Source organism: Kineothrix alysoides (assembly GCF_000732725.1).
Lineage (GTDB): Bacteria > Bacillota > Clostridia > Lachnospirales > Lachnospiraceae > Kineothrix > Kineothrix alysoides.
In genome coordinates, this window is the sequence record NZ_JPNB01000003.1 from 135,373 (window position 1) to 161,003 (window position 25,631).

At 41.3% G+C, this 25,631-nt stretch carries 28 protein-coding genes; 5 read left to right on the forward strand and 23 right to left on the reverse strand.

Annotated elements, in window-relative coordinates; translation table 11 throughout:
- Positions 1 to 6: 6 nt before the first annotated feature.
- The 6 genes from CC90_RS0120410 to CC90_RS0120435 all read right to left on the reverse strand — a co-directional run bounded on the left by CC90_RS0120410 (position 7) and on the right by CC90_RS0120435 (position 6,917).
- Entirely contained in the window at positions 7 to 732 is a 726-nt protein-coding gene (locus CC90_RS0120410; protein ID WP_031392568.1) for an ABC transporter permease, read from the reverse strand.
- On the reverse strand, positions 729 to 1,493 hold the full coding sequence (locus tag CC90_RS0120415) for an ABC transporter ATP-binding protein (RefSeq protein WP_031392569.1): 765 nt from the start codon (positions 1,491 to 1,493) through the stop codon (positions 729 to 731). The genes CC90_RS0120410 and CC90_RS0120415 overlap by 4 nt, the downstream gene beginning before the upstream one ends.
- Positions 1,494 to 1,623: 130 nt before the next feature.
- A complete protein-coding gene (locus CC90_RS0120420) occupies positions 1,624 to 3,678 on the reverse strand; it encodes a peptidase domain-containing ABC transporter (protein WP_031392570.1) in 2,055 nt (684 codons plus the stop codon).
- A gap of 17 nt (positions 3,679 to 3,695) precedes the next feature.
- Positions 3,696 to 6,455, reverse strand: coding sequence for a type 2 lanthipeptide synthetase LanM family protein (locus CC90_RS0120425; RefSeq protein WP_031392571.1), 2,760 nt, complete (start codon positions 6,453 to 6,455; stop codon positions 3,696 to 3,698).
- 126 nt (positions 6,456 to 6,581) lie between these two features.
- Positions 6,582 to 6,728: a lacticin 481 family lantibiotic gene (locus tag CC90_RS0120430; protein ID WP_031392572.1), complete on the reverse strand. Its 147-nt coding sequence runs from the start codon at positions 6,726 to 6,728 to the stop codon at positions 6,582 to 6,584.
- Positions 6,729 to 6,755: 27 nt separating this feature from the next.
- Complete coding sequence (locus tag CC90_RS0120435) at positions 6,756 to 6,917, reverse strand: lacticin 481 family lantibiotic (protein ID WP_035316001.1); 162 nt, start codon at positions 6,915 to 6,917, stop codon at positions 6,756 to 6,758.
- 473 nt (positions 6,918 to 7,390) lie between these two features.
- Here CC90_RS0120435 and CC90_RS0120445 point away from each other — a divergent pair, with 473 nt between their 5' ends.
- The 3 genes from CC90_RS0120445 to CC90_RS0120455 all read left to right on the forward strand — a co-directional run bounded on the left by CC90_RS0120445 (position 7,391) and on the right by CC90_RS0120455 (position 10,354).
- Positions 7,391 to 8,092 (forward strand): response regulator transcription factor, encoded by a 702-nt coding sequence (locus tag CC90_RS0120445; RefSeq protein ID WP_031392573.1) that lies wholly within the window; start codon positions 7,391 to 7,393, stop codon positions 8,090 to 8,092.
- Between the two features lie 65 nt (positions 8,093 to 8,157).
- Positions 8,158 to 9,522, forward strand: coding sequence for a sensor histidine kinase (locus tag CC90_RS0120450; protein WP_031392574.1), 1,365 nt, complete (start codon positions 8,158 to 8,160; stop codon positions 9,520 to 9,522).
- A gap of 247 nt (positions 9,523 to 9,769) precedes the next feature.
- Entirely contained in the window at positions 9,770 to 10,354 is a 585-nt protein-coding gene (locus tag CC90_RS0120455) for an accessory gene regulator ArgB-like protein (protein WP_031392575.1), read from the forward strand.
- 60 nt (positions 10,355 to 10,414) lie between these two features.
- Here the strand turns inward: CC90_RS0120455 and CC90_RS0120460 are convergent, their stop codons facing one another.
- The 8 genes from CC90_RS0120460 to CC90_RS0120495 form a co-directional block, all read right to left on the reverse strand.
- Positions 10,415 to 10,891 (reverse strand): pyridoxamine 5'-phosphate oxidase family protein, encoded by a 477-nt coding sequence (locus tag CC90_RS0120460; protein ID WP_031392576.1) that lies wholly within the window; start codon positions 10,889 to 10,891, stop codon positions 10,415 to 10,417.
- A gap of 72 nt (positions 10,892 to 10,963) precedes the next feature.
- The gene (gene sdaAA, locus CC90_RS0120465; protein WP_031392577.1) at positions 10,964 to 11,839 is read right to left on the reverse strand and encodes an L-serine ammonia-lyase, iron-sulfur-dependent, subunit alpha; all 876 of its coding nucleotides are present in this window, start codon (positions 11,837 to 11,839) and stop codon (positions 10,964 to 10,966) included.
- Positions 11,840 to 11,865: 26 nt separating this feature from the next.
- Complete coding sequence (gene sdaAB / locus CC90_RS0120470; protein ID WP_031392578.1) at positions 11,866 to 12,531, reverse strand: L-serine ammonia-lyase, iron-sulfur-dependent subunit beta; 666 nt, start codon at positions 12,529 to 12,531, stop codon at positions 11,866 to 11,868.
- A gap of 20 nt (positions 12,532 to 12,551) precedes the next feature.
- On the reverse strand, positions 12,552 to 14,399 hold the full coding sequence (recQ, locus tag CC90_RS0120475) for a DNA helicase RecQ (protein WP_031392579.1): 1,848 nt from the start codon (positions 14,397 to 14,399) through the stop codon (positions 12,552 to 12,554).
- Positions 14,400 to 14,444: 45 nt separating this feature from the next.
- Positions 14,445 to 15,026, reverse strand: a complete 582-nt coding sequence (locus CC90_RS0120480) for a CDP-alcohol phosphatidyltransferase family protein (RefSeq protein ID WP_278245494.1) — start codon at positions 15,024 to 15,026, stop codon at positions 14,445 to 14,447.
- Between the two features lie 34 nt (positions 15,027 to 15,060).
- Complete coding sequence (locus tag CC90_RS0120485; protein ID WP_031392581.1) at positions 15,061 to 15,675, reverse strand: NUDIX hydrolase N-terminal domain-containing protein; 615 nt, start codon at positions 15,673 to 15,675, stop codon at positions 15,061 to 15,063.
- Positions 15,665 to 16,234: a GNAT family N-acetyltransferase gene (locus CC90_RS0120490; RefSeq protein WP_031392582.1), complete on the reverse strand. Its 570-nt coding sequence runs from the start codon at positions 16,232 to 16,234 to the stop codon at positions 15,665 to 15,667. The genes CC90_RS0120485 and CC90_RS0120490 overlap by 11 nt, the downstream gene beginning before the upstream one ends.
- Positions 16,235 to 16,255: 21 nt before the next feature.
- The gene (locus CC90_RS0120495) at positions 16,256 to 16,951 is read right to left on the reverse strand and encodes an aspartate/glutamate racemase family protein (protein ID WP_031392583.1); all 696 of its coding nucleotides are present in this window, start codon (positions 16,949 to 16,951) and stop codon (positions 16,256 to 16,258) included.
- A 414-nt stretch (positions 16,952 to 17,365) separates the two neighbouring features.
- Between CC90_RS0120495 and CC90_RS0120500 the strand changes: the two genes are divergently transcribed.
- Together CC90_RS0120500 and CC90_RS23450 are read left to right on the forward strand one after the other, a co-directional pair.
- The gene (locus CC90_RS0120500; RefSeq protein ID WP_031392584.1) at positions 17,366 to 18,565 is read left to right on the forward strand and encodes a glycosyltransferase; all 1,200 of its coding nucleotides are present in this window, start codon (positions 17,366 to 17,368) and stop codon (positions 18,563 to 18,565) included.
- 284 nt (positions 18,566 to 18,849) lie between these two features.
- Positions 18,850 to 19,320 carry a GNAT family N-acetyltransferase gene (locus tag CC90_RS23450; RefSeq protein ID WP_051869903.1) on the forward strand — a complete coding sequence of 157 codons (471 nt, stop codon included), beginning with the start codon at positions 18,850 to 18,852 and terminating at the stop codon, positions 19,318 to 19,320.
- Between the two features lie 23 nt (positions 19,321 to 19,343).
- Here the strand turns inward: CC90_RS23450 and CC90_RS0120510 are convergent, their stop codons facing one another.
- The 9 genes from CC90_RS0120510 to CC90_RS0120550 all read right to left on the reverse strand — a co-directional run bounded on the left by CC90_RS0120510 (position 19,344) and on the right by CC90_RS0120550 (position 25,616).
- Complete coding sequence (locus CC90_RS0120510; protein WP_031392586.1) at positions 19,344 to 20,054, reverse strand: flavodoxin family protein; 711 nt, start codon at positions 20,052 to 20,054, stop codon at positions 19,344 to 19,346.
- 3 nt (positions 20,055 to 20,057) lie between these two features.
- Positions 20,058 to 20,687: a TetR/AcrR family transcriptional regulator gene (locus tag CC90_RS0120515; RefSeq protein WP_031392587.1), complete on the reverse strand. Its 630-nt coding sequence runs from the start codon at positions 20,685 to 20,687 to the stop codon at positions 20,058 to 20,060.
- 379 nt (positions 20,688 to 21,066) lie between these two features.
- Complete coding sequence (locus CC90_RS23455) at positions 21,067 to 21,387, reverse strand: alpha/beta fold hydrolase (protein WP_051869905.1); 321 nt, start codon at positions 21,385 to 21,387, stop codon at positions 21,067 to 21,069.
- A 40-nt stretch (positions 21,388 to 21,427) separates the two neighbouring features.
- Entirely contained in the window at positions 21,428 to 22,189 is a 762-nt protein-coding gene (locus tag CC90_RS0120525) for an MBL fold metallo-hydrolase (protein WP_031392589.1), read from the reverse strand.
- A 176-nt stretch (positions 22,190 to 22,365) separates the two neighbouring features.
- A complete protein-coding gene (locus CC90_RS25335; protein WP_278245501.1) occupies positions 22,366 to 22,611 on the reverse strand; it encodes a VanZ family protein in 246 nt (81 codons plus the stop codon).
- Between the two features lie 194 nt (positions 22,612 to 22,805).
- Positions 22,806 to 23,327, reverse strand: a complete 522-nt coding sequence (locus CC90_RS0120535) for a GNAT family N-acetyltransferase (RefSeq protein WP_035316002.1) — start codon at positions 23,325 to 23,327, stop codon at positions 22,806 to 22,808.
- A gap of 26 nt (positions 23,328 to 23,353) precedes the next feature.
- Positions 23,354 to 23,839, reverse strand: a complete 486-nt coding sequence (locus CC90_RS0120540) for a GNAT family N-acetyltransferase (RefSeq protein WP_031392592.1) — start codon at positions 23,837 to 23,839, stop codon at positions 23,354 to 23,356.
- Entirely contained in the window at positions 23,832 to 24,311 is a 480-nt protein-coding gene (locus tag CC90_RS0120545) for a C-GCAxxG-C-C family protein (protein ID WP_051869909.1), read from the reverse strand. Before CC90_RS0120545 ends, CC90_RS0120540 begins: the two co-directional genes overlap by 8 nt.
- 126 nt (positions 24,312 to 24,437) lie before the next feature.
- Positions 24,438 to 25,616, reverse strand: a complete 1,179-nt coding sequence (locus CC90_RS0120550) for an iron-containing alcohol dehydrogenase (RefSeq protein ID WP_031392594.1) — start codon at positions 25,614 to 25,616, stop codon at positions 24,438 to 24,440.
- Between the last annotated feature and the right edge of the window lie 15 nt (positions 25,617 to 25,631).

The window sequence follows — 25,631 nt, forward strand, 5'->3', positions numbered from 1 at the left end:
CTTTCCTTACTCATAGCGCAGCTTTTCTGCCATCCATAAACCTATTTCCAGAAAAATAACTGTCTCGATCAAAGAAACAATAAGAATCATATAATCAGGCTGCGCACTCATGGCCACGGCAGGCTTTAACATGATAATAAATGGATGTATCAGCAGCAATTCCGCGTCTGATGTCGCCAATGCCATACCGCTCAAAAATCCTGACACGCCTATGCCTAAGGGAATCCACATATTTTCAAATCTGGACGACACCAAAAGCATAAAGGAGAGAACAGGCATTGATGTAAGAAAGGAATAACCTGCAAAGATTATCAGCGTTTTCATCTCAAAGGAACCTTTTGGCAAATCATTCATTCCTATTCTCATTAAAGCCAGATTCTGAAAGGAGACCACCAGCAAAAACAGCATGGTTAAAATCAAAAACTTACATAAATACATTCCCGCAACGCTTACGGGAAGCATGTGGATTCTTTTTATCGCGTTACCCTTAAACTCCATTTCATAAATCATACAGGCAGCCACCACAATGCCGAACATATTCAGCACCATGATCATACCATATAGCTGTGTCAGCAGAACATCCATCGGGGCAAGCGGTAAAGCGAGCAGAGTCTCCCTTCGCACGAAGAAATTGATAAAGGCGTATGCAGCTCCCAGAACGCCCACTGCCAGCAATACCCCAGTGACACCGGTCCGTTTCTCCTTTTGAAGCTCAATTGCAAGCATTCTCATAGTTTTGCCTCCTTCTTTCTGGCAAGATTATCCTTCTCAATGATGGATAAAAACATATTTTCCAAATTGTCCGCCGCAAAGCTCTCCTGCGACGCATCTCTTCGTAAGTCCTCCATTCTTCCCTCAAACAGCAGTCTCCCATGATTCAGGATACCAATATCATCTGCAATCAGTTCAATTTCAGACAGCATATGGGATGAAATCAAGATAGTACAATTATAAAGTGTGGGTAAGCTTTTCACCAAACTACGGATTTCATGAATACCGGTTGGATCAAGTCCATTTGTAGGTTCATCCAGAATAAGGATAGGCGGCCGCCCAAGTAACGCTCCCGCAAGTCCCAGGCGTTGCTTCATGCCCAGTGAGTACTTTTTGGCCAGCCTGTTCCCGAATTCCTCAAGACCAACCAACTCCAATGCATCATCTACAGAGCTTTTCGGCAGCTCTAAAATCTGACGAATGATATCAAGATTCTCACGCCCTGTCAGGTTGGCATAAAAGGAAGGCGACTCGATAAACGATCCAATCTCCTTTAAAATTGTCAATCTATCGGCGGGAAAATGCTTTCCATCAATAGCAAAGCTGCCTTCTGTGAGAGTTGTCAATCCCAGCAGCATCTTCATAGTAGTGGATTTACCCGCCCCATTCGGACCAAGAAAACCATATATACTTCCTTGCCGGATATGAAGCGAAACACCGTTGACGGCAGTAAAGTTTTTATATTTTTTTGTCAACTGTTCTGTTGTAATAATATATTTCATAGCAACATCTCCTTTTGATACTTTTATCATACAGCGCTAACCTAACATTTACATTCTCGTATCCTTACTTTTACCTTACTTTTTATCCGGCCGCCGTACGCCGTAAATTTTGTAATGTAACGGATAGTTTTTATTCAAAAAACTCCCCATAAGAGGGAAACTTCTGTAAAAGCTGTTCATGTATCCCTTGATATACCCTTCCCTCTTTTATGTATATTACTTCGTCCGCATAGCTTATCATGCTTAATTTGTGTGTAGAAATAAATACAGTCTCATCTCTTAAAATACCATTCCGGCCGATAAGGTTATTCATAATCTTTTCTTCATCAATAACATCTATGTTGCTTGTAGCTTCATCCAGTAAATATATTCCGGCCTCTTTGATCAGGCATCTTGCCAGACAAATTCTCTGTTCCTGCCCACGAGAAAGGTTTTTTCCTTTTGATATTTCCGTGGCCCATTTGAGGGGCTGCCTGTCAACAATTTCCTCCAGACCGGTTGCCTGGCTGACTCTTGCCAGCCTTTCATTTGTGCATTGCTGACCAAATAATACATTTTCTAATATGCTTCCGTCCAAAATGGAAGTGTCCTGATCCAGATATACCGGCTTTTGCTTATTGGCAGAATCAAATGCTACTGTACCGTGATAATCATTAAACAGATTCGCCAAAACCTTTAATAAGGTAGATTTTCCGCTTCCCGATATTCCGATTACCGCATATTTTTTTCCCTTTTTTATCTGTAAATTAACATCTTCCAAACATCGGAAGCTTCCATAATAATAGGACATATTTCGTACGGATATCTCTTCATTATTGTCTAAGTGTTCCACTTTTCGTTCCCTGTCCTGCATGAATTTCTCATCCAATAATTCGTTCGTCTTATCTATATTGGGCAGCACTGTATATAAGGAATTAAATGCCTGCCCCAACGTCACTACATTCTGAACGACTAAATACAACAACGGTAATAATGCTATTTGGCTGAAAATATCATCCTCCCTGTTACAGATTATGTTTACGATACTGACTACTATCGGCACAATGTATGTGAATATATTGGTTAATACATTTTGTATACTTTGCAAAATAACAAGCTGACCATAACGCTCCGCTTGCTCTTCATTTTCACTATGCCATTTTTCCATGAAAACCTTACTCACATCCAAAACCTTAATAGTAGAAATCGTCCTGATTATATTTTCGCTCGTCGTATTAAGCTTAATCACCTTTTGCGTATACTTATTGCTTTCTATGTATGTCACTTTACTAATGCTGATATAAAAAAACAAATATAAAACATTTGCCGTAAGAAACAATCCTCCCAGAAACAGGTTTTTCCAGAATAAAACCGTCTGTACCAAAATAACGGTACATAATGCTATAAAGGAAGGTACTATCTTTAACAGCAACGCATCTTTGATCATTCCCCGCGCGTTAATGCGATATAATAAATCACCGTTACTTCTAAATGAAAAAAACTTGTAGTTCTTACACACCAGCTTATCGACTAATCGATTTCCATATATCTGTTCATATAAAACATTAAACTTTTTAGTCAGATACCCTTGAATCATACTTCCTGCTCCCAGCAAGACAACTGCAGCTATCAGCAGGATACCCAGGTTCAAATAGGAATTGTCTTTACTCACAGCCGAATACATATAAGAATAACTCATAGCTACAATCTGGGTGAAAACCGAAGTTATAAGTAATCCTGATAAGATTTTAATAAGTTCCTTATTTTTCAAGAAACCTAATAATTCCCGGTGCTTTACAACCTTTACTTTCACATCGTTCCTTGCTTTGTCGATCTTTACTACAACTTTACTGTAAATACCTTGAAATTCAGCATAGGAGTAGGCAATCCGCCCGATGGCAGGGTCAACGCCTATAAACTTGTTCTTTGTTATTTTATTAATCACAATGAAATGCCCATTATTTACATAAGCTATTATAGGTAACATCGATGAATTAAGCTTTTCATATTCCACTTTATAGCCTTCAACAGAAAATCCATATTCCCCCAATGCATCTCTTAGCTGCAGTACATTGCTTCCGGCCATTGACAGTTCTACCTTTTCCACCAGTCGATAGACCGGAACTGTGCATTTATATGTATCCATGAGCATGGCCGCACATGTGAGAAGGCAATCCGATTGATTTGTCTGCAATATCACTTTCACGCGAAATACCACCTTTCTTATATATTCTCAATTGCCAGTATGGACGGCAGCTTTCTGTCTTTACAGCGGTCCAGCATATATTGAACTCCGGCTTCTCCAACCATGAATCCGATCGCATTTATCGCTCCCGGAGCGCCTATACAGCTATATCCTTGCTGCTTTGCCGTTTCCATGGTACGAAGAATATACGTTTTTTCTTCGGGTATTTCCCCGAATAACGTATCATAGGAAAGCAGAAAATCTACAAAGGCAAAATTGCCATGGCATAGAGAAAAGTTTTGTGAATTTAATTTTTCCGATTTAATTGCCTCACTATATTGGAACAGCATTTCATCCAGATCAGCTTCACTCATCTCTATAATTCCATCCCTTATAAAATTCCATTTCCTCCATATCAATCGTGCATGCATAATCCCACAAGAGCCATGGCACCAAAAGTGTGAATATTCTTCCTTGCTGCTTCTTAAATCCTTCCACATATGCATTCCGGCATATAGTTGTTTTTCCTTTCTCCACAATTCTCTTGCCAGTTCTGCAAAGTACTCGCATTTTTCGATTCTGTTCATGCACATAACCGATGTAATAATACCTGAATATCCATGTGCAAAACTTGCATAATTAAAGTCTTTCTCCATAATATTCATTTTAAAAGTGGACATGAAATATCTTTTTAGTACAGGAATCATTTCTTTTGCAAATTCATCTGTTTCATATCTGGCAAAGAAATATATAACTGCTGAGTGAATTCCCGATAAAGTATCATAACTGTTTGTTTTCACTATATTGGTTTTAATCAGTTCTTTGATTCCCATAATATATGGTTCTATCTCATCATATCCGGCAAACCTGCTCTCCTTAATTTGCACCATAAAAGCATATATACCTGACAATCCGCAGAAATAGGAAATATTGTACTCTTCAAACGTCCCTGACCGATAAGCCATTACAATCGTACGATAAATTTTATTTACAATTGTTTTTGCCAATTCATCTTTACTATTCAAATATTCGGCAAGGTACATATAACCTATCCCTACCATTCCTGAATACAAAGACCAATCTAATACCGCATATTCAAGCTGTTCTTTATCGTTAACCATCAGACCGATCCAACTGATTGTGCCATCGTCTCCCTCAATTCTATTATCGTCGATATTCTTTCTCAATAGTTCATTGCTGTCAAACCTGATTTCCTTTTTCGCGCTTGCCTCCATACTCTTATATTCGATTCCCAGCGCTATACTCGACGATATCGAATCCATGACAAGCTTTTTTTGTCTCGCCAGCATTTGTACATCCGTCTGTTCTTCCAATATCCCGGCTATCTTTTTCATATTAAACTCATGCATATCCAATATTTTTTGCGTTGTTTTTCCATGATACCCGTATACATAATTTAAACGGATGTTCCAATAAAAGCTGGGAATATTACTTCTGCATAACTCTGTCACTTCGTAGAGATAAACACTTTGATTAAACTGATTGCTCCTTTTTAAACCGCCAAGCAGTTTTTCAAATAATTCAGGCTCATGGCGGTATCTGGGGTCGCTCTTTATCCGTACTATCTGAGAATATCCTTTCGTCATATTCAGAATAATGCGCGATTCTATTCTATATAAATTGCTTAGAATATAATTTATAATTTCAGCTTTCTCTTCTCTGAATATATTCTCAGCCTGACCAAATCCATTTATTATTTGGTCACCATAAAGTAAGGGATCTGCCTTCTCATCCGGTAAATGACTATATTGTGTAATAATCTCCGGTTTTGTGTAAATATACATATCATCTCTGTACTCATTTTCAACTTTTTCCGTAATAATTTTTATGCCTTTATTGGATAGACAGCTTACATCACCTCCGAAATATTCCGTCATGGAAAATATCGGTATCAAGCCTGTAGCCATTACTCCATACAATAGTCTTTGCACTGCCTTATATTGCGCATCATATTCAAATTTGTGAGTGTCAAAAAACAAATAAGAAGAAAGAAGCGTTTCAACATCTGTGATGACAGGATATTCTCCGTGAGCAATCAAGTTCTCGTAATGCATATCGTTCATTCCTAACAAATATGCAACAAACAGCAGCTTTCCGTAATTGAAGTAAAACTGACTGACTGCACTTTCATCAGCAGCCCTTTCATATTCAACAAATTTTACCCATGTCCCCTCACTTTCATAGATACAGCCATATTGACTCGTATATTCTGCTTCAAAAAAATAACGGATCACACCCTTTAAAAAGTTTAAATTATCTCCGCTTGTAGGCTTGAATACAATCTTCTTATTTGAGGTAAAAGTTATAACCAATACACATTTATCGTTATGCCAGTCACCGGAATTTGCAATGTTAATAATACCCTCTGATTCTGTATTGAAAAAATATTGACAGATATCCGATTTGTTTTTTTGGAATAGATTGATTACGCTCAGAACATATATACATTTTCCTTTCATCTCTTCATATAATTGCGTTTTCATTGCCGGGAACATCTCTTCCATACTATCAATGCAGTATTGATTATTAACAAACCAAAGATAACGTTCCTGTGGTGTGCCGCCTGCCAGCCTGCCTTCCACCCTGTTCACATTCATACAGTAAAGTAAGGATTTGAAGCATCTTTTAAATATCTCTTTCTCCATCGTTTCCTTTAAATACGGAACTTTCTCAATATGAAAATCTATTTTTTCATCGTCTTCTATTTCTCTTATAATATATTCAAAAATATATTCGACATATATTTTACAAAAATCCTTATCCATATTAATAACCATACCTTTCCTATCCCTGCAAGTTTCGAATCACATGCACAAAATCTATTATATAAGCCGCTTAGATTATATGTTTTCTAAGCGGCCTATTAATAAATCCCATTTGAGAACATTAATTTAGTTGTTATATTATGAGCAACATGTAAACAGGAACTGCCACGTGTTCATTGCACATTCATGGCTGATCGTTTTAATTACACCATTGCCGCCTCCCAAAATCTGCTCTAATTCTTTTTCTTCCATCGGATTTGTCAAGTTAAGAATGTCATTTCTCATGTTTTCTTCCTCCTTATTATGTTCTTGTTATGAACAGCATGTAAACAGGAACTGCCATGTGTTCATTGCACATTCGTGGCTAATAGTTTTAATTACACCATTGCCGCCTCCCAAAATTTGCTCCAGCTCTTTTTCTTCCATCGGGTTCGTAAGATTAAGAATGTCATTTCTCATAGTTTTTTCCTCCATTTTTCTCAAACAGGATTATGGTCATATCGTAACATTTATTGTTAATCATGATGAATGCTAGTAACTTTTCCCCCTTTTTCATGTAATTTTTCCCTTACCAGCCAAAATAACCTCCCTGTTCTCTCCTTATCCGCGTTTTATCTGCAAATAACTTCCTGTTTCACTAAAATTCCTGCTTCATTCACATAACTGCCTTATCCTTACTTTTACCTAACTTTTCCGTATAAAGACTTCAATGTGATTATTTTCATGATATAATGAGAACCATAAATATCCTGCTAAAGCGGCGGTCAGAGCTTATCTTTCTATCTTTCTGATAAATGGATGAAACACTGCAAACTTTACATCTGCCAGCAATACAATAACTAACCGGGATATTGTTCATGCCGCGCATCGGTATATTTGTAAGGCTGAAAGAAAAAAGCTTTCAACTATTGATTTTGAGTCCGCCGAAGCGGATATGGGGTATCATTATGGATAAATTATTTTTAAACATCAAGAAAATTATGCTTGTGGATGACGAACCTGAGTTGTTAAAAATGGTAACTGAAATTTTGAAGGATGATGGTTTTCTCAATATTATAACAGCAGCTTCCTTCCATGAAGCAGTTTCCACCAGCAAGAAAGAAAAACCTGATTTAGCAATTTTAGATGTCATGCTCCCGGATGGAGATGGGTTTTCCCTCATGCAGCAGATGCATACATTCACTCACATCCCTATCATATTTCTAACTGCCAAAGATGAAGCATCTGACAAATTAGCCGGACTTGGTTTAGGAGCTGATGATTATATTATCAAGCCATTTATGCCGCAAGAGTTATTACTGCGTGTTTATGCCGTCCTTCGCCGATGCTATAAAGAAGATGTATCGCTCGTGAGCTTAGAAGACTGCATTATTGATTTCAGCCGGGCAGAAATCAATAAAAATGGTGAAACGGTAGCTTTAACTGCCAAAGAATATACTCTATTGGAAATCCTCGCCAGAAATGATGGTAAAATTGTCACCATAGATTCCATATGCGAAGCCCTCTGGGGTGATAATCCATTTGGATATGAGAATAGTTTAAACACACATATTCGTCGTATTAGGGAAAAAATTGAATCTGATCCCTCCAAGCCTGTTTCACTTGTTACAGTGAAAGGATTAGGGTATAAGTTGAATTTGAGGAAATAAGGTTGAAAGAAAAGCGCTTTCAACTATTGATTTTGACTCCGCCAAAGCGGACATGGGGTATAATTATGAGAAAATCCTTTGGGAAATATATATCGGGATACATTATTTCTTTTATAGTATTTACAGCTATCCTGGCATTAATTAACATCTTCCTTTTTGGCTGGACCTTTTATAATACATTCTCTCAAGACTACGGTGAAGGCTCACCTCAAAACATGTTAGATGAAATAACTGCTGCTTCCACCGCCACATCGCCTGCCGGTCCGGCAGTGGAAAAGCTGAGAGACAAGAATATATGGGCTATGTATGTAAATCAGGATGGCGGCTTGTTTTGGTCCGTTGATTTACCGTACGGAGTGCCATCTCACTATACTCTTCAGGATGTTGCTGTTTTTGCCAAAGGCTATATTTCTGATTATCCCGTTTTTATCCGCAGTACGGAGAATGGGCTCATTGTGCTGGGATATCCGCCAAACAGTTATACAAAACTACTGAGTAATTATTATTCCATCAGCACCATAAAAAAATTACCTGCTTTTACAATTATCGTACTGGTTATAGATTTTCTTCTGCTCTTTTTTGCATACTATTTATCCAAACAAAAAATTATAAAAAATACCGAGCCTATCACCAATGCAATCGATGCTCTTTCTGACGGTAAGCCAATATCTCTATCTATTCGCGGAGAATTATCGGAAGTTGCAGAAAGCCTTAATAAGGCATCGGGCATTATAAACAAACAAAATGAAGCACGCGCAAATTGGATCAGCGGTGTTTCCCATGATATAAGGACGCCCTTATCTATCATTATGGGGTATGCCGATAAACTTACTTCTGCCTCTTTCTTAGATAGCTCCGCCAGGGAAGATGCGGAAGTCATCAAATGGCAGAGCATAAAAATCAGAGATCTTGTTCAAGATTTAAATTTGGTTTCACAGCTCGAGTATGAAATGCAGCCGCTAAATAAAAAAAAGATACGCTTTTCAAAGCTTATCAGGGCATACGTTGCCGACCTGCTTAATATCGGCCTATCCGACCTATATTCTATTGAAGTAGAAATCTCTCCGCAGGCAGAGACCATTATATTTGAATGCGATGAAAGGTTAATGACAAGGGCCGTATCCAATTTAATCCAAAACAGTATGAATCATAATCCACAGGGTTGTAAAATCTATCTTACCCTTGATGTTTACGAACAGTCAATTCTATTGGCCGTTGCAGATAATGGGATTGGTATTTCATCTGAAAAGTTATTAGAATTGCAAAGTCGTCCTCACTATATGAAAAGTGTAGATGAGCGTTTGGACTTGCGACATGGATTGGGCTTGCTTTTGGTGCAAAAGATCATAGAATCTCATAATGGCAGCTTACAAATAGAAAGTGAAATAAAATCGGGCTATAGAACTACTTTAATTTTCCCCTCGTCATAGGATCAAACAATATACATTTGTACAGGACCGATACTTATCTCTTCACCTGCATCTCCTCTGCAGAATATAGTCGCAAAATACGACCTTAATAAAAAAAGGGGAAGGTTGAAAAAAAGCACTTTCAACTATTGATTTTAAGTCCTCTAAGCGGACATGGGACGGAAAAATGACATGAAATACCGGAATTTCAACATGCATTATATCAATCCGCACTTTTCCTCTATAATAGATACGAGGTGATTCTATCATGGAATATTTATCAAACAGATTAACGGATTACATATTAAAAAAAGGAGCTATCCAGGAAGAAAATTATGATGTCTACCAGTATGGATTTCAATGCTTTTTAGAAATTTCCATCAGTGTTATATGCAGCATAATTATTGGCTTATCTCTTGATATGATGCTCGAATGCATATTATTTTTCCTTTTTTTTATTCCGATGAGATCTTATAGTGGCGGAATACACATGGAAACTTATTTTGCCTGCCTGTTTTTCTCGTGCATTATACTTATATCTACTTTATTGGCAGTAAAATACCTGGCCATTCCATCGATTATCTCTTTTCTTATTTATTTAATATGTATCATTACAATAAAACTAATCGGCCCTGTTAACCATCCAAACAGAGAGGTAGATAGTCAGGAAAATCGTTTATTTATAAAAAGAACTGATGTAACCTTATTCCTCAGTCTCGTTATCGCTGTTGTATTTATTCTGACAAATAATGCAAGATATATCTTTCTTCAATCTATTGTATTTTTGTTTATATTCATTACCTCATTAGCCGGAAAGATAAAATATTACAAAAATCTGTCACCAAATGACTGAATAATTACACGCATATACGTTTTCCATTTCATGAATCGTATCTGCTTCAAGGAACCGGACTTATTGCGGCCTCTGTTTCTTCTTACCGCAGTAATCCGAAGTACTCACTTTATACACGCATACGCTGTTCGCCTGCACCTCGTTGAACTCTACATCTCTATCCGCCTGATGCTTCATCAGAAGGGAAAGAGCCTTGCATTTTTCCTTCGTATCTTCGATAAATTCCACGCTGCCCGTACCTATAATGCTGGAGAAATAATAGCCGCTGTTACAAGGCGTTTCCGCATGTACAGGCATTCCTTCCCTGGCGATATCGAAGCATACACCGCTGTTTTTATGTAAGATATCCAGCTTTCTGCCTTCCTTTGCACTATGAAAGTACAAGGTCAGCCCGTCCTCATCGAATTCATAACCGAAGTTCAACGGAACCACATACGGCTTTCCATCGTCTACCATAGCCAGATGGCAGACTTTACATGCTTTTATTATTTTTTCTATCGTTTCCCTATCGGTCACTTCTCTGTCTTTTCTTCTCATGGTTATACTCCTTTTGTATTTTGTCTTTTTTTCTATTTCTCTCACCACAACATGACATTCTGCCGAAAGAAGTTATCGCTTCTCAGACATGCAGCTCATACCGCATGCCGTAGGGGCTGCCGCGCAGCCGCCCAGAGCACTTTCTCTAAGCTCAAAGGGAAGGCTCCTGCCTACACGGTACATCACTTGTACCATCTCGTCAAAGGGAATCAACTGCTCGATTCCTGCCAGCGCTTGCTCCGCATTCAGCAGTGCGTTGGCAGCACCGATGGAGTTTCGGTTCTGGCATGGATTTTCCACCAAACCACCGATCGGGTCACAGACCAATCCTAAGAGATTGGATAAAGCTCCGGTCGCTGCACTTAATGCCTGTTCAGGCGTTCCGCCCATTATTTCCACCGCGGCTGCCGCTGCCATTGCTGACGCTGAACCGACCTCCGCCTGGCACCCCGCCTGTGCACCCGCCACAGAAGCATTGCGCATCAGCAGATATCCCACCGCTCCGGCCGTGTAAAGAGCATCCATCACCTTTTCATCGGAAAGTCCCAGCTCCTCCTGAAGAGCCAGCAGAACCCCCGGAAGAACACCGGAAGAGCCCGCCGTAGGAGCAGCCACGATAACTCCCATAGAGGCATTCACCTCCAATACCGCCATGGAGTAGGTCATGGCCTTGGACATCGTCGCTCCGCAAAGCGACTTTCCCTCCGCCCGCAGCTTATCAAGCTTTTTCGCTTCACCGCCGATCAGTCCGCCTATGGAGGATATTTCGTTTCCTAACGGTTCCTTTGCAGAGACCCTCATAATATCAAGCGATTTCGCCATCTTGCGGTCTGTTTCCTGCTCCGTAATTTCCTGCAATTCCATTTCTCTTTGCTTCATAATCTGTGAAATAGACAGACTCGTCTGCCCGCACAGCTCCAACAACTCTTTACCGTTTCGAAAATCCATTTCTTTTTTCCTCTATATTATTATTTTCAGACCTGCACTAACATTACATCGGATACGTAGGGATTTTCCTTTATACATTCCAGGGCTTCCTCCGGTATCTTTTCATCCGACTCCACCACCGTATAAGCCGCCGCACCCTTTTCCTCCCGGAATAAGCGCATAAAGGCGATGTTCACATTGTGGTCGCTCAAGCTCTTCGTAATATGGGCTGCCACTCCCTGTCTGTCGCTCTGGCACACGATAAGAGTGCTGTATTCCCCTGTAAATTCCACTTCCACCCGGTTTAACCGGACAATTTTTACTTTTCCTCCGCCAAGGGATACTCCCCGTACGAACAGTTTCTTTCCATCCTCGCCCGCGATGTGCATATCCGCCGTATTCGGATGCACGTCCTCTTCCTCGGAGACGGAGAAGGAATATTCGATCCCTGCCTCCTTCGCCAGCGAAAAAGAATCCCTGATTCTTAAATCGTCGGTTTCATATCCAAGGATTCCTCCCAGAAGTGCCCTGTCAGTTCCGTGCCCCCGATAGGTCTTTGCAAAGGAACCGTATAGGGTAAAATCTACCCTTTTTATCGTCCCCTGAAACATTTTCCGTGCCAAAAGCGCCATGGATACTGCCCCCGCCGTATGAGAACTGGAAGGTCCCACCATGTTCGGTCCGATTACCTCAAATACACTGATTCCTGTCATATCTATTCCTCTTCTTCCGATTACGTTTCTCCATTCTTAATTGCCTCCAAAAACCGTTCCCCGTATTTTCTATATTTAAATTCTCCCACACCGGATACCGTCAGCATTTCTTCCTCCGTCCGGGGCCTTACCACGCACATGTGACTGAGAGTCTTGTCCGAAAATACGATATAAGGAGGCACCTTTTCCTCTCTGGCAATTTCCGAACGAAGCGCGCGAAGACCTTCGAATAAAGTCTCCTCTCTTCCGGAAAATTCTCCTCCGGCAAATGCACTCTTTCCGCCCCTTTTGCTTTTTGCCACCTTTGCCGGATGTTCTTCTTCCTTCGACATCTTCATAACGACGATATCGTCCCCGGCAAGCACGGCCTTCCCCTTCTCCGTCAGCTTCACAACGGCATACTCATCGCTCGTCGCCTTCAAATATTCGCTTAAGAAAAGATAATTCAACACCTGACGCAGCTTAAATACCGGAACCTTCGCCAATTCCCCGTAATAAGGGTTAAGATTCATTCCATAGCCGCGTATCTTTGCCGTATTCGCTCCGTGCACCGCATCTACAATAACTCCGCTTCCATATCTTTGGCCGCATGTCTTCACACATCCGATCAGCGCCTTCGCAATATCTGTTACATCCGTCTTCTCGAACTTGCTTAAGCAATTAGAACAATTACCGCAATAGTTTTCCTTATATTCCCCAAAATAACGTAAAATATAATCTCTCAGACACTCGTTGGTAAAGCAGTAATAGGTCATCTTTCTAAGCCGCTCCCTGTCCCGCTCCATAACTACTTCACGAATAGACCCATCCAGCGCTTCATTGTCCTGATTGTGATCGATAAAAAATTGGTTCGTCACCACGTCCTGCCCTCCGTAAAGCAGGATGCACTCCGCCGATTCCCCGTCTCTCCCTGCCCTTCCTGCTTCCTGATAATAGCTTTCCATATTTTTAGGCATATTATAATGAATTACGTAGCGGACATCCGACTTGTCGATTCCCATTCCGAAAGCGTTGGTCGCCACCATGATTTCTTTTCTTCCGTAAATAAATTCTTCCTGCCCTGTCTTTCTCTCCCTGTCTGAAAGCCCTGCATGGTATTTCGACACAGAAAATCCGTCGTCCCGAAGCCTTTCAAAAACCTCCTCCACCGTTTTTCTCGTAAGACAATATATAATGCCGCTTTGCGAGGGGTGAAGCTCCAGATAGTTTTTCATGGACGCATACTTATCCTTTGGGGACTGCACCGCGAAATAAAGATTGGGGCGGTCGAAGCCCGTGGCAACTATCATAGGATTTTGAAGTGCCAGAAGATAAACGATATCCTCCCGCACCTCCTTCGTCGCCGTAGCTGTAAAAGCGCTGACTACCGGACGGGACGGAAGTTTATTTATGAACTCCTCTATTCTCAAATAGCCGGGCCGGAAATCCTGCCCCCATTGGGATACACAATGGGCTTCATCCACTACCACCATGGAAATCTTTACATTCAGGGCAAAATCCAAAAAGCTTTCCGTCGCAAGGCGCTCCGGAGCCACATAGATAATTTGATACCTGCCGTTCTTCGCGTATTCAAGCGCCTTAAAATATTGGCTCGAGGTCAGCGAGCTGTTCAAAAATGCCGCGTGTACTCCTGCCTGATTCAGTCCCTCCACTTGGTCCTTCATTAACGAGATTAACGGCGACACCACCAAAGTAATTCCCTCCATGATAAGAGCGGGCACTTGGAAGCATATGGATTTCCCCGCCCCCGTAGGCATCACTCCAAAGGTATCTCTTCCCTCCAGAATACTATCCACCAGCTCCTTCTGCCCTTCTCTGAAGGTATCATATCCAAAATATTGCTTTAAAATTTTTTCTGATATTTCCATGTAATTCCTCTGCTTTACTCTCTTTTCTTTTCCCTGTTTTCTTTTTTACTCGCCTTGTATATCGTGCTTATTTTTATTATCGGCAGTCTTTTGCCGCAAGTATCCTGCGATATCTCTGTTAAGAGAATCACTTTTTATCGTTATCAGCAATTCTTCGACTGCTGCCAGACTCGAAATGGCACATAGGATAATCGCCGTCTTTTCCATTCCTGCCAAAAGATACAGCAGCGGAAATGCAAACAGAAAAAATCCCGCCGCCTTATTCAATACCGTATGTAAAAAAGCTGCCGTATGATATTTTACAAAGCCGATGTAGAGGCTGACCAAACGCAAAAGTGCAATCGCTCCAATCCATGCCGCTATCCATAATTTCCACGGAAGAAGAGGAATGAAGATAATGAGCATGACCGAAAGAAAAATAAAGTCGGCCACGCTGTCCAGCATAGCACCCATCTCAGTTGCGTTTCCCGTTTTTCTTGCAATAAAACCATCCAGCATATCGCTCAGTCCGCATAGGAAATAGACAATGAAAAAAGAAGCAGTCAGTGGTTCTAAAAAGCACAGACAAATCGTTCCCGCAATTCTAAAAATAGTCATTATGTTTGCTAAATTCTTAATGTATATCACCTATCTCTCTATCATAATTGGTTCCTAGCTTGCACTAATCGAATAATGTCTGCCAATCAGCATCCCTATACGCTTCGAAACACATCCTGATCTGTTCCTCATTATTTTTCTCTCCGGCCAGTCCGGGCAGCTCGTCCTCGGCAAAATAGCCGCTTCCTATCGTCTCGGTATTCTCCATAAATTCGCCGTCCAGCACGGAACAGAGCACAAATACCTTGCACACCTTATAGGCATAAACAGGCAGATTATGCTTTTCCCTATCCTGCACAGCGATAATCCTATCGGCACTCACGGTCAGCCCCGCCTCTTCCTTAACCTCTTTTATTGTATTTTCCTTTACCGACAAACCTACATCCACCCAGCCGCCGGGAAGTGACCATGTGCCATTTTTCTCCTGGACAAGCAATATCTTATCATCCTTGAAAATGGCCGCACGGGTATCCAGCTTCGGTGTCTGATAGCCAATCTCGTTACAAAACAAATCCTTTACCCTCTCCAATGGAAACCCTGACTGTAGGCTTAACATTTCTGCCGAAATCTCCCTTATCCGGTTAAAACGTTCGATATCGAATTCATCTTTACAGTAATATAGAGCACCTTGTGCGATGCTTTGCAATTCCACCGCCCATTCCAGCAATCTATTCTTCATTTGTCCTTCTCCACTCTGTTCTCAACAATCCATACCATGCCGCATCGCATATCCCTTGATTGTTCCTGTCGGACTTACGCAGCGTTCCTTCATAAATGAGTCCGCATTTCTCCATTACCTTGCCTGAATAAGGATTCCGTGGGTCGTGTCTGGAATCGATACGGTTTACTTCTACCACCTCGAACAAATATGGGATTACTGCCGAAAAGGCTTCCGACATAATCCCCTTGTTCCAGTAATTCTTTCCGATACAATAGCCGATATGTACGGACTCTGCATTTTCATTAATATTAACTACACTGATACCGCCTATGACCTGACCGATTTCCTTTAATTTGATTCCCCATGAATAAAAGGTAGGATCCTTTTCATAATTATCTATATTGAACTGCATATAACCTTTTGTGGTCTCAATACTTTCATGGGTGGGCCATGTAAGGAATTTCGTAACCTCAGCATCGCTCGTCCAGTTATGGTACGCATCTTCCGCGTCACTTAGTTCGAATCTGCGGAGAATAAGTCTCTTCGTTTCCAATCTTGTCGTTCCTGAATGCTTCATCTTCATTTCCTCCAAACCTTTTCACTGCTTTCCGGCAGCGAGTTCCACTGCTTTTCTTGCATGTATCTGCGTCGTATCGAAAATCGGCAAAGACGTATGTTCCTGCCGAATCAACAGCCCTATTTCCGTGCATCCGAGAATGACTCCCTGGGCACCTTTTCCTGTAAGCTGTTCGATGATCCTTACATATTCTCTCCTCGATTCCTCGGAAATGACTCCGAGGCACAGTTCATCGTATATTACACGATTGACAATTTCCACGTCTGCATCCGTTGGAATCAACACCTCTAGTCCCGCATCGATAAGCTTTTCTTTATAGAAATCCTGCTGCATCGTATATTTGGTTCCCAAAAGGGCGACTCTTTTTATATTATTTGCAAGGAGCTCATCTGCTGCCGCTTTTGCAATATGTAAGATAGGAAGGCCTACCTGCGCCTGAATCTGCGGCACGACCTTGTGCATCGTATTCGTGCAGATTACGAGAAAATCGGCTCCGCCTTTTTCCAGGCGCTGCGCCGCGTCCACCAGTATATCCGCGCTTTTCTCCCATTCTCCTTTTGACTGACACTCTTCGATTTCCTGAAAATCCACGCTGTACAAAAGAATTTTGGCGGAGTGAAAGCCTCCCAGCCGCACCTTTACCATTTCATTGATCAACCGATAATAAGTAACGGTGCTTTCCCAGCTCATTCCTCCGATCAAACCGATTGTCTTCATAAATTCACTCCTCTCATTCCGGGTTCTAATGCTTGCAATTTTTCTTGCTTTTTTCAGTATATCACTCAAGCCGCACAATTGAACATCATAAATATTAATAAATTCCTTTTTAATTCTTTTAACCCTCTCTTTGTGTCCCCATTACTATTCAGTCCGCTATGCCGAGAAACTAAAATTGCGTCCCTATGCGATTTTGCGAGGGATGCACTCGCCAATGCAGTTTTATCGTATTTTGTATGCATATGTGCTGCAGTTTAGCCGAAGGCCGAACTGTAATGTCTTCCCGCATAAGCCCCTTAAATATCGTAGCCAAATAATGATAAATGTAGTAAAGTATTTATACAACAGCCGCATTTACCATTCATACCGTTTCCAAAAACAATAAGTACATTACAAAGAGCCGGGAGAGAATAGATGAAAGAAATCGTAATTTTCACAATGGGTACCAGAGGAGATGTTCAACCGTATATTTATCTTGCGAAAGCACTATTAAAAGAAGGTTATAAACCAGTTCTGGGCACTCATCCCTGCTGGAGGAATCTCGTATCGGAAGCCGGTCTTGCGTTCGTACCCATAGGCCCCGACATCGATATCGAATATGAAGCGGCTGTAATTCGGGGAAAAACCAAAAGTCCCATTCTCAGCATGCTAAAAACAATGCAGTTCGTCTTTCGCATTATTCAAAAGTCCTCAGGCGATATCTATGATGCCTGTAAGGGCAAAGACCTCGCAATCATTTCTCACAGCCATATGGGTGCCGCCGAAGCCGAAGCATTACATATAAAAACCATAGACGTCACCTTACAGACTGAAATGCTCCCCAGAGAAAATACGGTTCCAACGTTAAAAGACAAAGTGCTCGGTGCCCTCATCAATCCGCAGGTGGTCAAGCCCTACAACAAAATCAGAAAGCTATATGACTTGCCTCCCATCAAGTCAATGAATCAGATGATGTCAAAGGAACTCAATTTAATACCTATCAGCCGTTATGTGGTAGAGCCAAACCCCAATTGGGCAGAGAAAAATGCTCTCGTCGGCTATTGGTTTGCTCCTGAGGATGATTATCAGCCTTCCGAGGAACTGAAATCTTTTTTAGATGAAGGAAGCAAACCCATTATACTCGCGCTAGGGGCCATGTCCTTCGAAAGCAGGCAGGAGAAGGAAAAGCTCGGCATCTTCATCAAAGCCTTCGATCAAACGGGAATGCGAGCTATGATACAAGGATTTAACAAAACGCTTATCGATTACCAGCTCCCAAAATCGATGATCCGGGTTGGCTCCATACCCCATAGCTGGCTTTTTAAGCAAGGCTGTTGCGTAATACACCACTGTGGCTTCGGTACGTCGGCCTCTTCCATGATTTATGGCATCCCGTCGATTCCCGTTCCCCACGTGCTGGACCAATTCGCATTTGCAGAGCAGATCTACCGTCTAAAGGCAGGCGTAAAGCCGATAAAAGCAAAGGAACTCAGCACAGACAGATTAATAGCGGCTATCGATGAATTAAATGCAGATTATGCACAAATATACCGGAAAGTTACGGATCTATCCAGGAAAATGCAGGAGGAAAACGGACTGGAAAAGTCGGTGCAGCTCATAAAAAACATTGTTTGAACTTCTCCATAAGCCATAATGGTATAATATTTTAACAATATTATACTGCGCCGAGCAAAGCGAGTGTGCATAAATATACTTTGTCCGCTTGCGGACAAGGTATAATATCTTAACAACATTATACTGCGCCGAGCAAAGCGAGTGTGCATAAATATACTTTGTCCGCTTGCGGACAAGGTATAATATCTTAACAACATTATACTGCGCCGAGCAGAGCGAGTGTGCATAAACATACTTTGGCCGCTTGCGGACAAGGTATAAAATAAAAAGAAAGGGAATAATATATGAAAATTGTGGAAGCCCGTGAAAAGCATGCCCGTACCATCGGTTATATTCACTCAACCGCATGGTGCCAAACATATAAAGATATATTTCCTGCCAACTACTTATATGGCGTCACAGAAGAAAAACGAAAACAAGAATTCTTAGAAAGCAACACGAATCAAGCAATCCGGTATTATTTAATCTTCGAAGGGGAAATTGCTGTCGGGATAATTAAAATAGAACTAAAAGATGAAAAAACATGTGAAATATCCAGCCTTTATTTATTAGAAGCATATCGTGGCAAGGGATATGGAACAGAAGTCATCGAATATATCAAGTCCGTATTTAACGGCTGTAAAATCATTATATGGGTATTGGAGGAAAATGTAAAGGCTAAATTATTCTATGAGAAGAACAATTTTAGCCTTACTTCTCAAACGCGGAAAATTTGGCGCGGATGCTACTGCGAGCAAACTCTCTACGAATATTAATGCCTCACTGTACGGAGAGGTCATCACTCCCTCCACGGACGGCATTTCTGCGTCCATCCCTGATTTACCCAAAAGTCTCTATCCGTAGGATTCCATGCCGCATCGGGGGAGGATTGCATCTTTCTGAAAATCCCAAACATAATTCTTCCCCGAAGACTTGGCCGGGGACGCGCTGCTCTTCGCCTCACCGCCTTCGCGATTTTCTCCGCTTTATTTGTAATCAGCTTCATTCTCTTGGGCTTAATCGCCTCTCCCGGCCCCGTATAGCATGCAAGCCCTAAGGTATACACCTTCGGCACGCACATCCATTTGAGCTGTCTCGCCATTGACCTTACTACGTTCCTTGGCGGTGCTCCTGCAGAAGATGATACCACAATGCCTGTCTTCGTAAACATGGACCCGTGAGGTCTGTGTGATGCCCAGCGGTAAGCCAGATGATCCATGAGATTTTTCATGGAACCGCTCATTTCCATTACATAATTCGGACTGTCCAATAGGATGACATCCGCCCATTCCATCGCCAGGGCAATCGGCTGTACCTTATCAGCAGAAGGGCAAAAGTCTTCTCCCTTCAAAAAACAATTAAAACAGCCGCAGCAAAAATCCGGCCCGTCCTTCGGCAGGAAAAATTCCTTTATCTCATCCTTATCTGTCATAAGAAAGTCGAGCACCGTCCGCGTCATTGTATAGGTCACGCCCTTATGCCCTTGCCCATGAATCACCGTAATCTTCATCACTTATCCCTCCTTTTTCCCATAAAGCCTGCTAAACTGCCGGATATGCTGCTCCAGCATCTCCATCGCTTCGGATTCTCTCTCCGGGTGACCGTCGCATAAAACAAGAAGCAAATACATCGGCGCAAAGAAATGCAGCGCCATCACATTCGGATTCTCCGGAATAAACACTCCTGCCTGTATCAGTAAGCCAAAAAGCACCCCCTGATAGGAAAGCGGTTCATCCACATATTGTTTCACAAAAAGGGCCCCCAGTTCTTTGCTATGAAACTGCTCCACGGTGAGCATCTTCCGAAAAAGCCCGGTATATTCATCGTGCAAAAAATAGGAAAATAATCCTTTTCCCATTTCAATCAGCCGTTCCTCATCAATACCGGCAAATAACTCCATATCCTTATCGGGCTTCACCCCATTCAGCTGCATGGAAGCCGCCTGCCTTTCATAGCGGAAACTCATTTCTTTCAAAATTGCGTCAAAAATATCCTGCTTACTTTTATAATGCTTATAAAGGGACGGTGCTTTAATTCCCACTGCCTCTGCAATCTGCGCCACACTGACAGCTTCGTATCCTTTTTGGGCAAATAATTTGAGCGCCTCGCTCATAATCTTCCTTTTAGTGGACTTTTCTTCCAAGTTAGCACCTCCTTCAAGCTAATGGTTATTAGCTTAATTATAAGCTAACATTCATTAGCTGTCAATATAGATTAAAAATGTTCTTCTCTCACTCCCGCGGTCAAGCGTTTCGGCAACACAGCTTTTATTTCACATACAGATGGTATCGTTTGACCCAAGGACAGCATGATTGAATAATATCCGTAAATATCCGTATACAGACTATATTTTAATATTCTTTATGCAGGACTTGAATAAAAAAAAGGCACCGAATAAATAATATTCAGCACTTTGTCAGTTCACCATTAAATTGTAATTTTACTACATAAAAAAACTACTAACTTCATATTTCATAGTCAGTAGTTAAGGTATGTTTTTTATTATTACTCAAAATAAGAAACTATCTTTTTAAAAAGTCTATTATGACCGTTTTTATATCTTTAGGTAAAATGTGCATATGACCACTGTCTTTTATTTCATAAATTCTACAATTTGGTAAAATATGTTTAGCTCTTGATAAAACTCTTTTAGCAGGAAACAAACAATCTTTTTCTGAAGCAATGATAAGTGCCGGAGAACTATACTCAGACAGTTTCTTGGCTTCTACATTTGTTGGCATATTGACTTTTGTTTTTACATTATCAAAACCCAATTTTGAAAGTTGTTTGTCGTATAATTCAATTGATTTTCTTCGTCCCTCTTTTGACTTATATATACTCATATAGTTTCTCCATAAATTCGTATTATGATCGAAATCTTAATTATAGCCATACGCCCCAATCACCGTAATTGAAGTTGCCACTGCCGTGGTGCAGTTTCCCTTCAATATCAAGTTGACGAAATGCATCCCGCATACGGATGAGAATTTCCGGCTGAATTTCCAGTGTATGGTGTGCCGGAAGCACTCGCATTACAGGTAAACCCGCTATTCTGTCCAGTGAATTGAGATAAGCTTGCGGGTCAGTAGAAGGATAATATGCGAACAACGTATCCTTGTAAACCAAATCTCCAGTAAAGAGATACCCGCGTTCCTCTTCCCAAAAGGACATATGTCCGGGAGAATGTCCTGGTGTATGCAGCACCGTTATTACCCGACCGCCTAGATTGATGGTGTCTCCATCATGCAACACTCGAGCTGGTGTTCCCTGAAAGAACTCGTATGTATTAACATCGTATTCTTCCGGCAGATCACAGCGGTCGATTACCATTTCCCGAATTGTTTCCATATTGAGCGGAAATTCACCCGAAAGCCAATTCAATTCCGCTTCGTGAGCATAGAAATTGGGAAAGTATTTATGACCTCCAATGTGATCCCAGTGAATATGCGTGGCAACTGCTATCACAGGTTTATCTGTTAGTTTTCTTACTTCTTTTGATATATCGCAAATACCCAAACCTGTATCAATGAGAAGAGCTTGATTATCTCCCTCAATTAGATAGCAATGAGTTTCCTCCCAGTGACGATATTCACTGATAATATGTGTATCCAAATCAAGTTGGTCTAGCGTAAACCATGTTTTCATGTAAATCCATCCTTCTTATTATGTAACTTATCTTTATGATTAGAATACTACTATACTAGCAAACTATCAATATTAAGCTTTCTCATCCTTTTCCTTTCCTCGGCATTCCTCGGAATTTTTAATTTAACCATCTCACAATATGTGTATTACGGATGAAGCATATTCCATAAAAAACATTAACCCAATCGAAACCGAAAACCTAACATGACCGTAACTAAAACAGGAATTAAAATAATAATAATGCCTGATAACACAATAGCTGTACGCACTTTTTCCTCGTTTTTCAGGAAGGCATATAATCCCCTATAGACCAATATTCCAATTAATCCGCCTGCACAATTAAGAATAATATCATCAATATCAGCAGCACCCAGTCCGAATATAAATTGAAACATTTCAACAAATAGGGTAGTGAAGAAAATAAATTCCCAAAGGGAAAAACAGTATCATATTTCCTAATATATTACTTACAACGATAACCGGAGAAACATTCCATATAACATAAAAGCATTGAATCGATTCATTCTCTTCATATAACCTCTACTCCAAAAGTATAAATAACTTATAATTACAGCTGTTAAATTAAATTCCAATGTACTTCTTATAGCTTCCCCTATCACTCATTATTATTACAGAATGCTTCTTTAATTACCGCATACATAACCGCATTATAAATACTCCCATTCTTATAAACGCTATTTCGAAGCACCCCCTCTTTCTCAAATCCCGTCTTCTCCAACACTTTGCACGAGGCCGCATTATATTGAAAAGGCCTGGCATATACTCTGCCAATATCGAAACCGGAAAATAAGAAATTGACGAAGTCCGTAATTACCTTCGTCATAATCCCCTTTCCTCGTTCCTTTTTCCCGATCCAGTAAGCGATTTCAGCATTCTTACAATACATACCGGACTCAAAAAAAGCGGCTATACACCCGCACACCTTTCCGTCAACCAAAATGGCTCTGAAACATGCCCTTTTATCGTCAGATTCTGCAAAAGATGCCACCGCCTCCCTGCATTCCTCTTCCGTATGCGGAAAATCGTCACTCATATTATCATATAACTCTTTATCTCTGGAATATTGAAAAAAATCCCCATAATATTCCGCTTCCCACCTTACCAGCTTCACTTCCATATTTATAATCTCCCCTCTTTTATCTATTATTCCTTCCGCAAAATGCGCTTTCTCAAATCCACTTCCATAATATAAATCTGACAGGGATTATTCTCATCCCAAAGCGACACAAAGCACTCCAATTCCTTAAACCCCAAACCCTCATAAAACGTGCTCGTTCTATCATAGCACTCATAGCAGCCCTTTTGCACCGTCTTTACCTGCAAAAAAGAATACCCCTTCATCCCCGCATAAGAATACAGCTCCGCAAACAATTGCTTTCCTATTCCTCTTCCCTGAAACTCTTCCAGCACTCCCATAACATAAATCTCAGCCGTATGCCGGCTAGTCCCTTTCATAGCTATAAACCCGACAGCCCCTGTATCCGTAATCTCCGCCCAGAAAGGCAGACTCTTAACGCCGTCCTTATACTCTTCCACGCTCTCCGGCACCCCGAACCACTCCGGCAGGCTTTTCAATACAAAATCTGCAATTCTTTCCTTTTCCTCTTCCGTCTGTATAAACTTAACCATCCTGCTTCTCCCTATATCCATCCAAAATCTCAGCCGCTATCCCCACTAACTCCACACATGGCCGCTTCTTATAATACTCCGCCGTGCGCGCCTCAGGAACCGGCTTATCCTTCCCCGCTCCCAATCCAAGCAGCTCCCTGCACACGATAGAATGATTCTTTTCCTCGAATTCTTTCGCCAGAAGCTGTATCCTCTCATAATGTTCCGCCTTCACCTTCTGATCCTTAGGGTCCGTATATCCATATAACATTCCTGCCGCCATGAACATTCCTGTCACAGCTCCGCATACCTCCCGCAGCCTTCCCATTCCTCCCCCGAAAGAGGAACTGATTTTAAGAATCGCTTTTTTGTCCATATCGTAACAGTCACTGAATGCCAAGAATACCGACTGCGAACAATTATAGCCTTCCTTAAAATATTCCATCGCTAATTGTGAATGTGTCTTTCTGTGCTCTTGTTCTCTCTCGTTCATTTTTACACTCCATATCTGCTCCTACGGACTTAAAATCAATAGGAAGGATATTTTCTTCTGATTTTACAAAACCTCCGCCCCGGCATTTATGCGCCGGTTCGGAGGTTTGCATAAAATATCAGCTATTTAGAAATCAACTTCAGTACCATAGTAAATACATGTGAAGAGCTTCTCCATAGTCGCCGGATCGATCGCTCTCGGATTTGAACCCGTACATGCATCGCCTACCGCATTAGCCGCAATCGCTGCAATTTTTTCCTTGAATTCCTCTTCCACGATGCCGAACTCTTTTAAAGTATTCGGAATCTGCATCTGATTGTTCAGCCCTACGATTCTCTCGCACAAACCGTTAATCGCATCCTCAGTCGTTCCCTTTATTCCAATAGAAGCTGCAATTTCGGCATAACGTTTCGCCGCTTCTTCATTTTTTGCATTATATTTGATAACATATGGAAGATACATCGCATTTGCCAATCCGTGAGTAATATGTCCGGTGGAGAAGGCTGCTCCTGTCTTATGAGCCATGGAATGTACGATACCTAAGAGGGCGTTCGAGAATGCCATTCCTGCAAGACACTGTCCGTAATGCATAAGCTCCTTGGAATCCTTGTCTCCGTCATAGCTCTTTATCAAATCGCTGTTCACAATCTGGATAGCCTTGATAGCAAGCGGGTCTGTAAACGGAGTATGAAGGGTAGAAACATATGCTTCAACCGCATGTGTCAAAGCATCCATTCCCGTATAAGCCACCAGGCTCTGAGGCATCGTCTCAGCCAAAACAGGGTCAACGATAGCGATATCGGGAGTTATATTAAAATCAGCAAGGGGATATTTGATTCCCTTCGCATAATCTGTGATAACGGAAAATGCCGTTACTTCTGTAGCCGTCCCGGAGGTGGAAGGAATCGCTACGAATTTCGCTTTTGTTCTTAAGGCCGGAAAGTTAAAAGGAGTAATCAAATCTTCAAAAGTCGTCTCAGGGTATTCATAAAACGCCCACATCGCCTTAGCCGCATCGATGGGAGAACCTCCGCCCATGGAAACAATCCAGTCCGGCTCGAACTCTCTCATTGCCTCTGCGCCCTTCATAACCGTTTCCACGGAAGGGTCCGGCTCAACACCTTCAAACAGAAGTGTTTCTATCCCCGCTTCTTTTAAATAACCGATAGCTTTATCCAAAAAACCGAAACGCTTCATGGAGCTTCCGCCTACAACTAAGATAGCCTTTTTCCCCTCTAAGGTTTTCAAAACCTCCAATGAATCTTTTCCGTAATAGATGTCTCTCGGTAAAGTAAATCTGTTCATTTGCTATTCCTCCTT

Coding starts and splice junctions, on each gene's coding strand:
- CC90_RS0120410 (WP_031392568.1), bottom strand. CDS start 732: ATGAGAATGCTTGCAATTGAGCTTCAAAAGGAGAAACGGACCGGTGTC.
- CC90_RS0120415 (WP_031392569.1), bottom strand. CDS start 1,493: ATGAAATATATTATTACAACAGAACAGTTGACAAAAAAATATAAAAAC.
- CC90_RS0120425 (WP_031392571.1), bottom strand. CDS start 6,455: ATGGTTATTAATATGGATAAGGATTTTTGTAAAATATATGTCGAATAT.
- CC90_RS0120430 (WP_031392572.1), bottom strand. CDS start 6,728: ATGAGAAATGACATTCTTAACTTGACAAATCCGATGGAAGAAAAAGAA.
- CC90_RS0120435 (WP_035316001.1), bottom strand. CDS start 6,917: ATGGAGGAAAAAACTATGAGAAATGACATTCTTAATCTTACGAACCCG.
- CC90_RS0120445 (WP_031392573.1), top strand. CDS start 7,391: ATGGATAAATTATTTTTAAACATCAAGAAAATTATGCTTGTGGATGAC.
- CC90_RS0120450 (WP_031392574.1), top strand. CDS start 8,158: ATGAGAAAATCCTTTGGGAAATATATATCGGGATACATTATTTCTTTT.
- CC90_RS0120455 (WP_031392575.1), top strand. CDS start 9,770: ATGGAATATTTATCAAACAGATTAACGGATTACATATTAAAAAAAGGA.
- CC90_RS0120460 (WP_031392576.1), bottom strand. CDS start 10,891: ATGAGAAGAAAAGACAGAGAAGTGACCGATAGGGAAACGATAGAAAAA.
- sdaAA (WP_031392577.1), bottom strand. CDS start 11,839: ATGGATTTTCGAAACGGTAAAGAGTTGTTGGAGCTGTGCGGGCAGACG.
- sdaAB (WP_031392578.1), bottom strand. CDS start 12,531: ATGACAGGAATCAGTGTATTTGAGGTAATCGGACCGAACATGGTGGGA.
- recQ (WP_031392579.1), bottom strand. CDS start 14,399: ATGGAAATATCAGAAAAAATTTTAAAGCAATATTTTGGATATGATACC.
- CC90_RS0120485 (WP_031392581.1), bottom strand. CDS start 15,675: ATGAAGAATAGATTGCTGGAATGGGCGGTGGAATTGCAAAGCATCGCA.
- CC90_RS0120490 (WP_031392582.1), bottom strand. CDS start 16,234: ATGAAGCATTCAGGAACGACAAGATTGGAAACGAAGAGACTTATTCTC.
- CC90_RS0120495 (WP_031392583.1), bottom strand. CDS start 16,951: ATGAAGACAATCGGTTTGATCGGAGGAATGAGCTGGGAAAGCACCGTT.
- CC90_RS0120500 (WP_031392584.1), top strand. CDS start 17,366: ATGAAAGAAATCGTAATTTTCACAATGGGTACCAGAGGAGATGTTCAA.
- CC90_RS23450 (WP_051869903.1), top strand. CDS start 18,850: ATGAAAATTGTGGAAGCCCGTGAAAAGCATGCCCGTACCATCGGTTAT.
- CC90_RS0120510 (WP_031392586.1), bottom strand. CDS start 20,054: ATGAAGATTACGGTGATTCATGGGCAAGGGCATAAGGGCGTGACCTAT.
- CC90_RS23455 (WP_051869905.1), bottom strand. CDS start 21,387: ATGAGTATATATAAGTCAAAAGAGGGACGAAGAAAATCAATTGAATTA.
- CC90_RS0120525 (WP_031392589.1), bottom strand. CDS start 22,189: ATGAAAACATGGTTTACGCTAGACCAACTTGATTTGGATACACATATT.
- CC90_RS0120535 (WP_035316002.1), bottom strand. CDS start 23,327: ATGGAAGTGAAGCTGGTAAGGTGGGAAGCGGAATATTATGGGGATTTT.
- CC90_RS0120540 (WP_031392592.1), bottom strand. CDS start 23,839: ATGGTTAAGTTTATACAGACGGAAGAGGAAAAGGAAAGAATTGCAGAT.
- CC90_RS0120545 (WP_051869909.1), bottom strand. CDS start 24,311: ATGAACGAGAGAGAACAAGAGCACAGAAAGACACATTCACAATTAGCG.
- CC90_RS0120550 (WP_031392594.1), bottom strand. CDS start 25,616: ATGAACAGATTTACTTTACCGAGAGACATCTATTACGGAAAAGATTCA.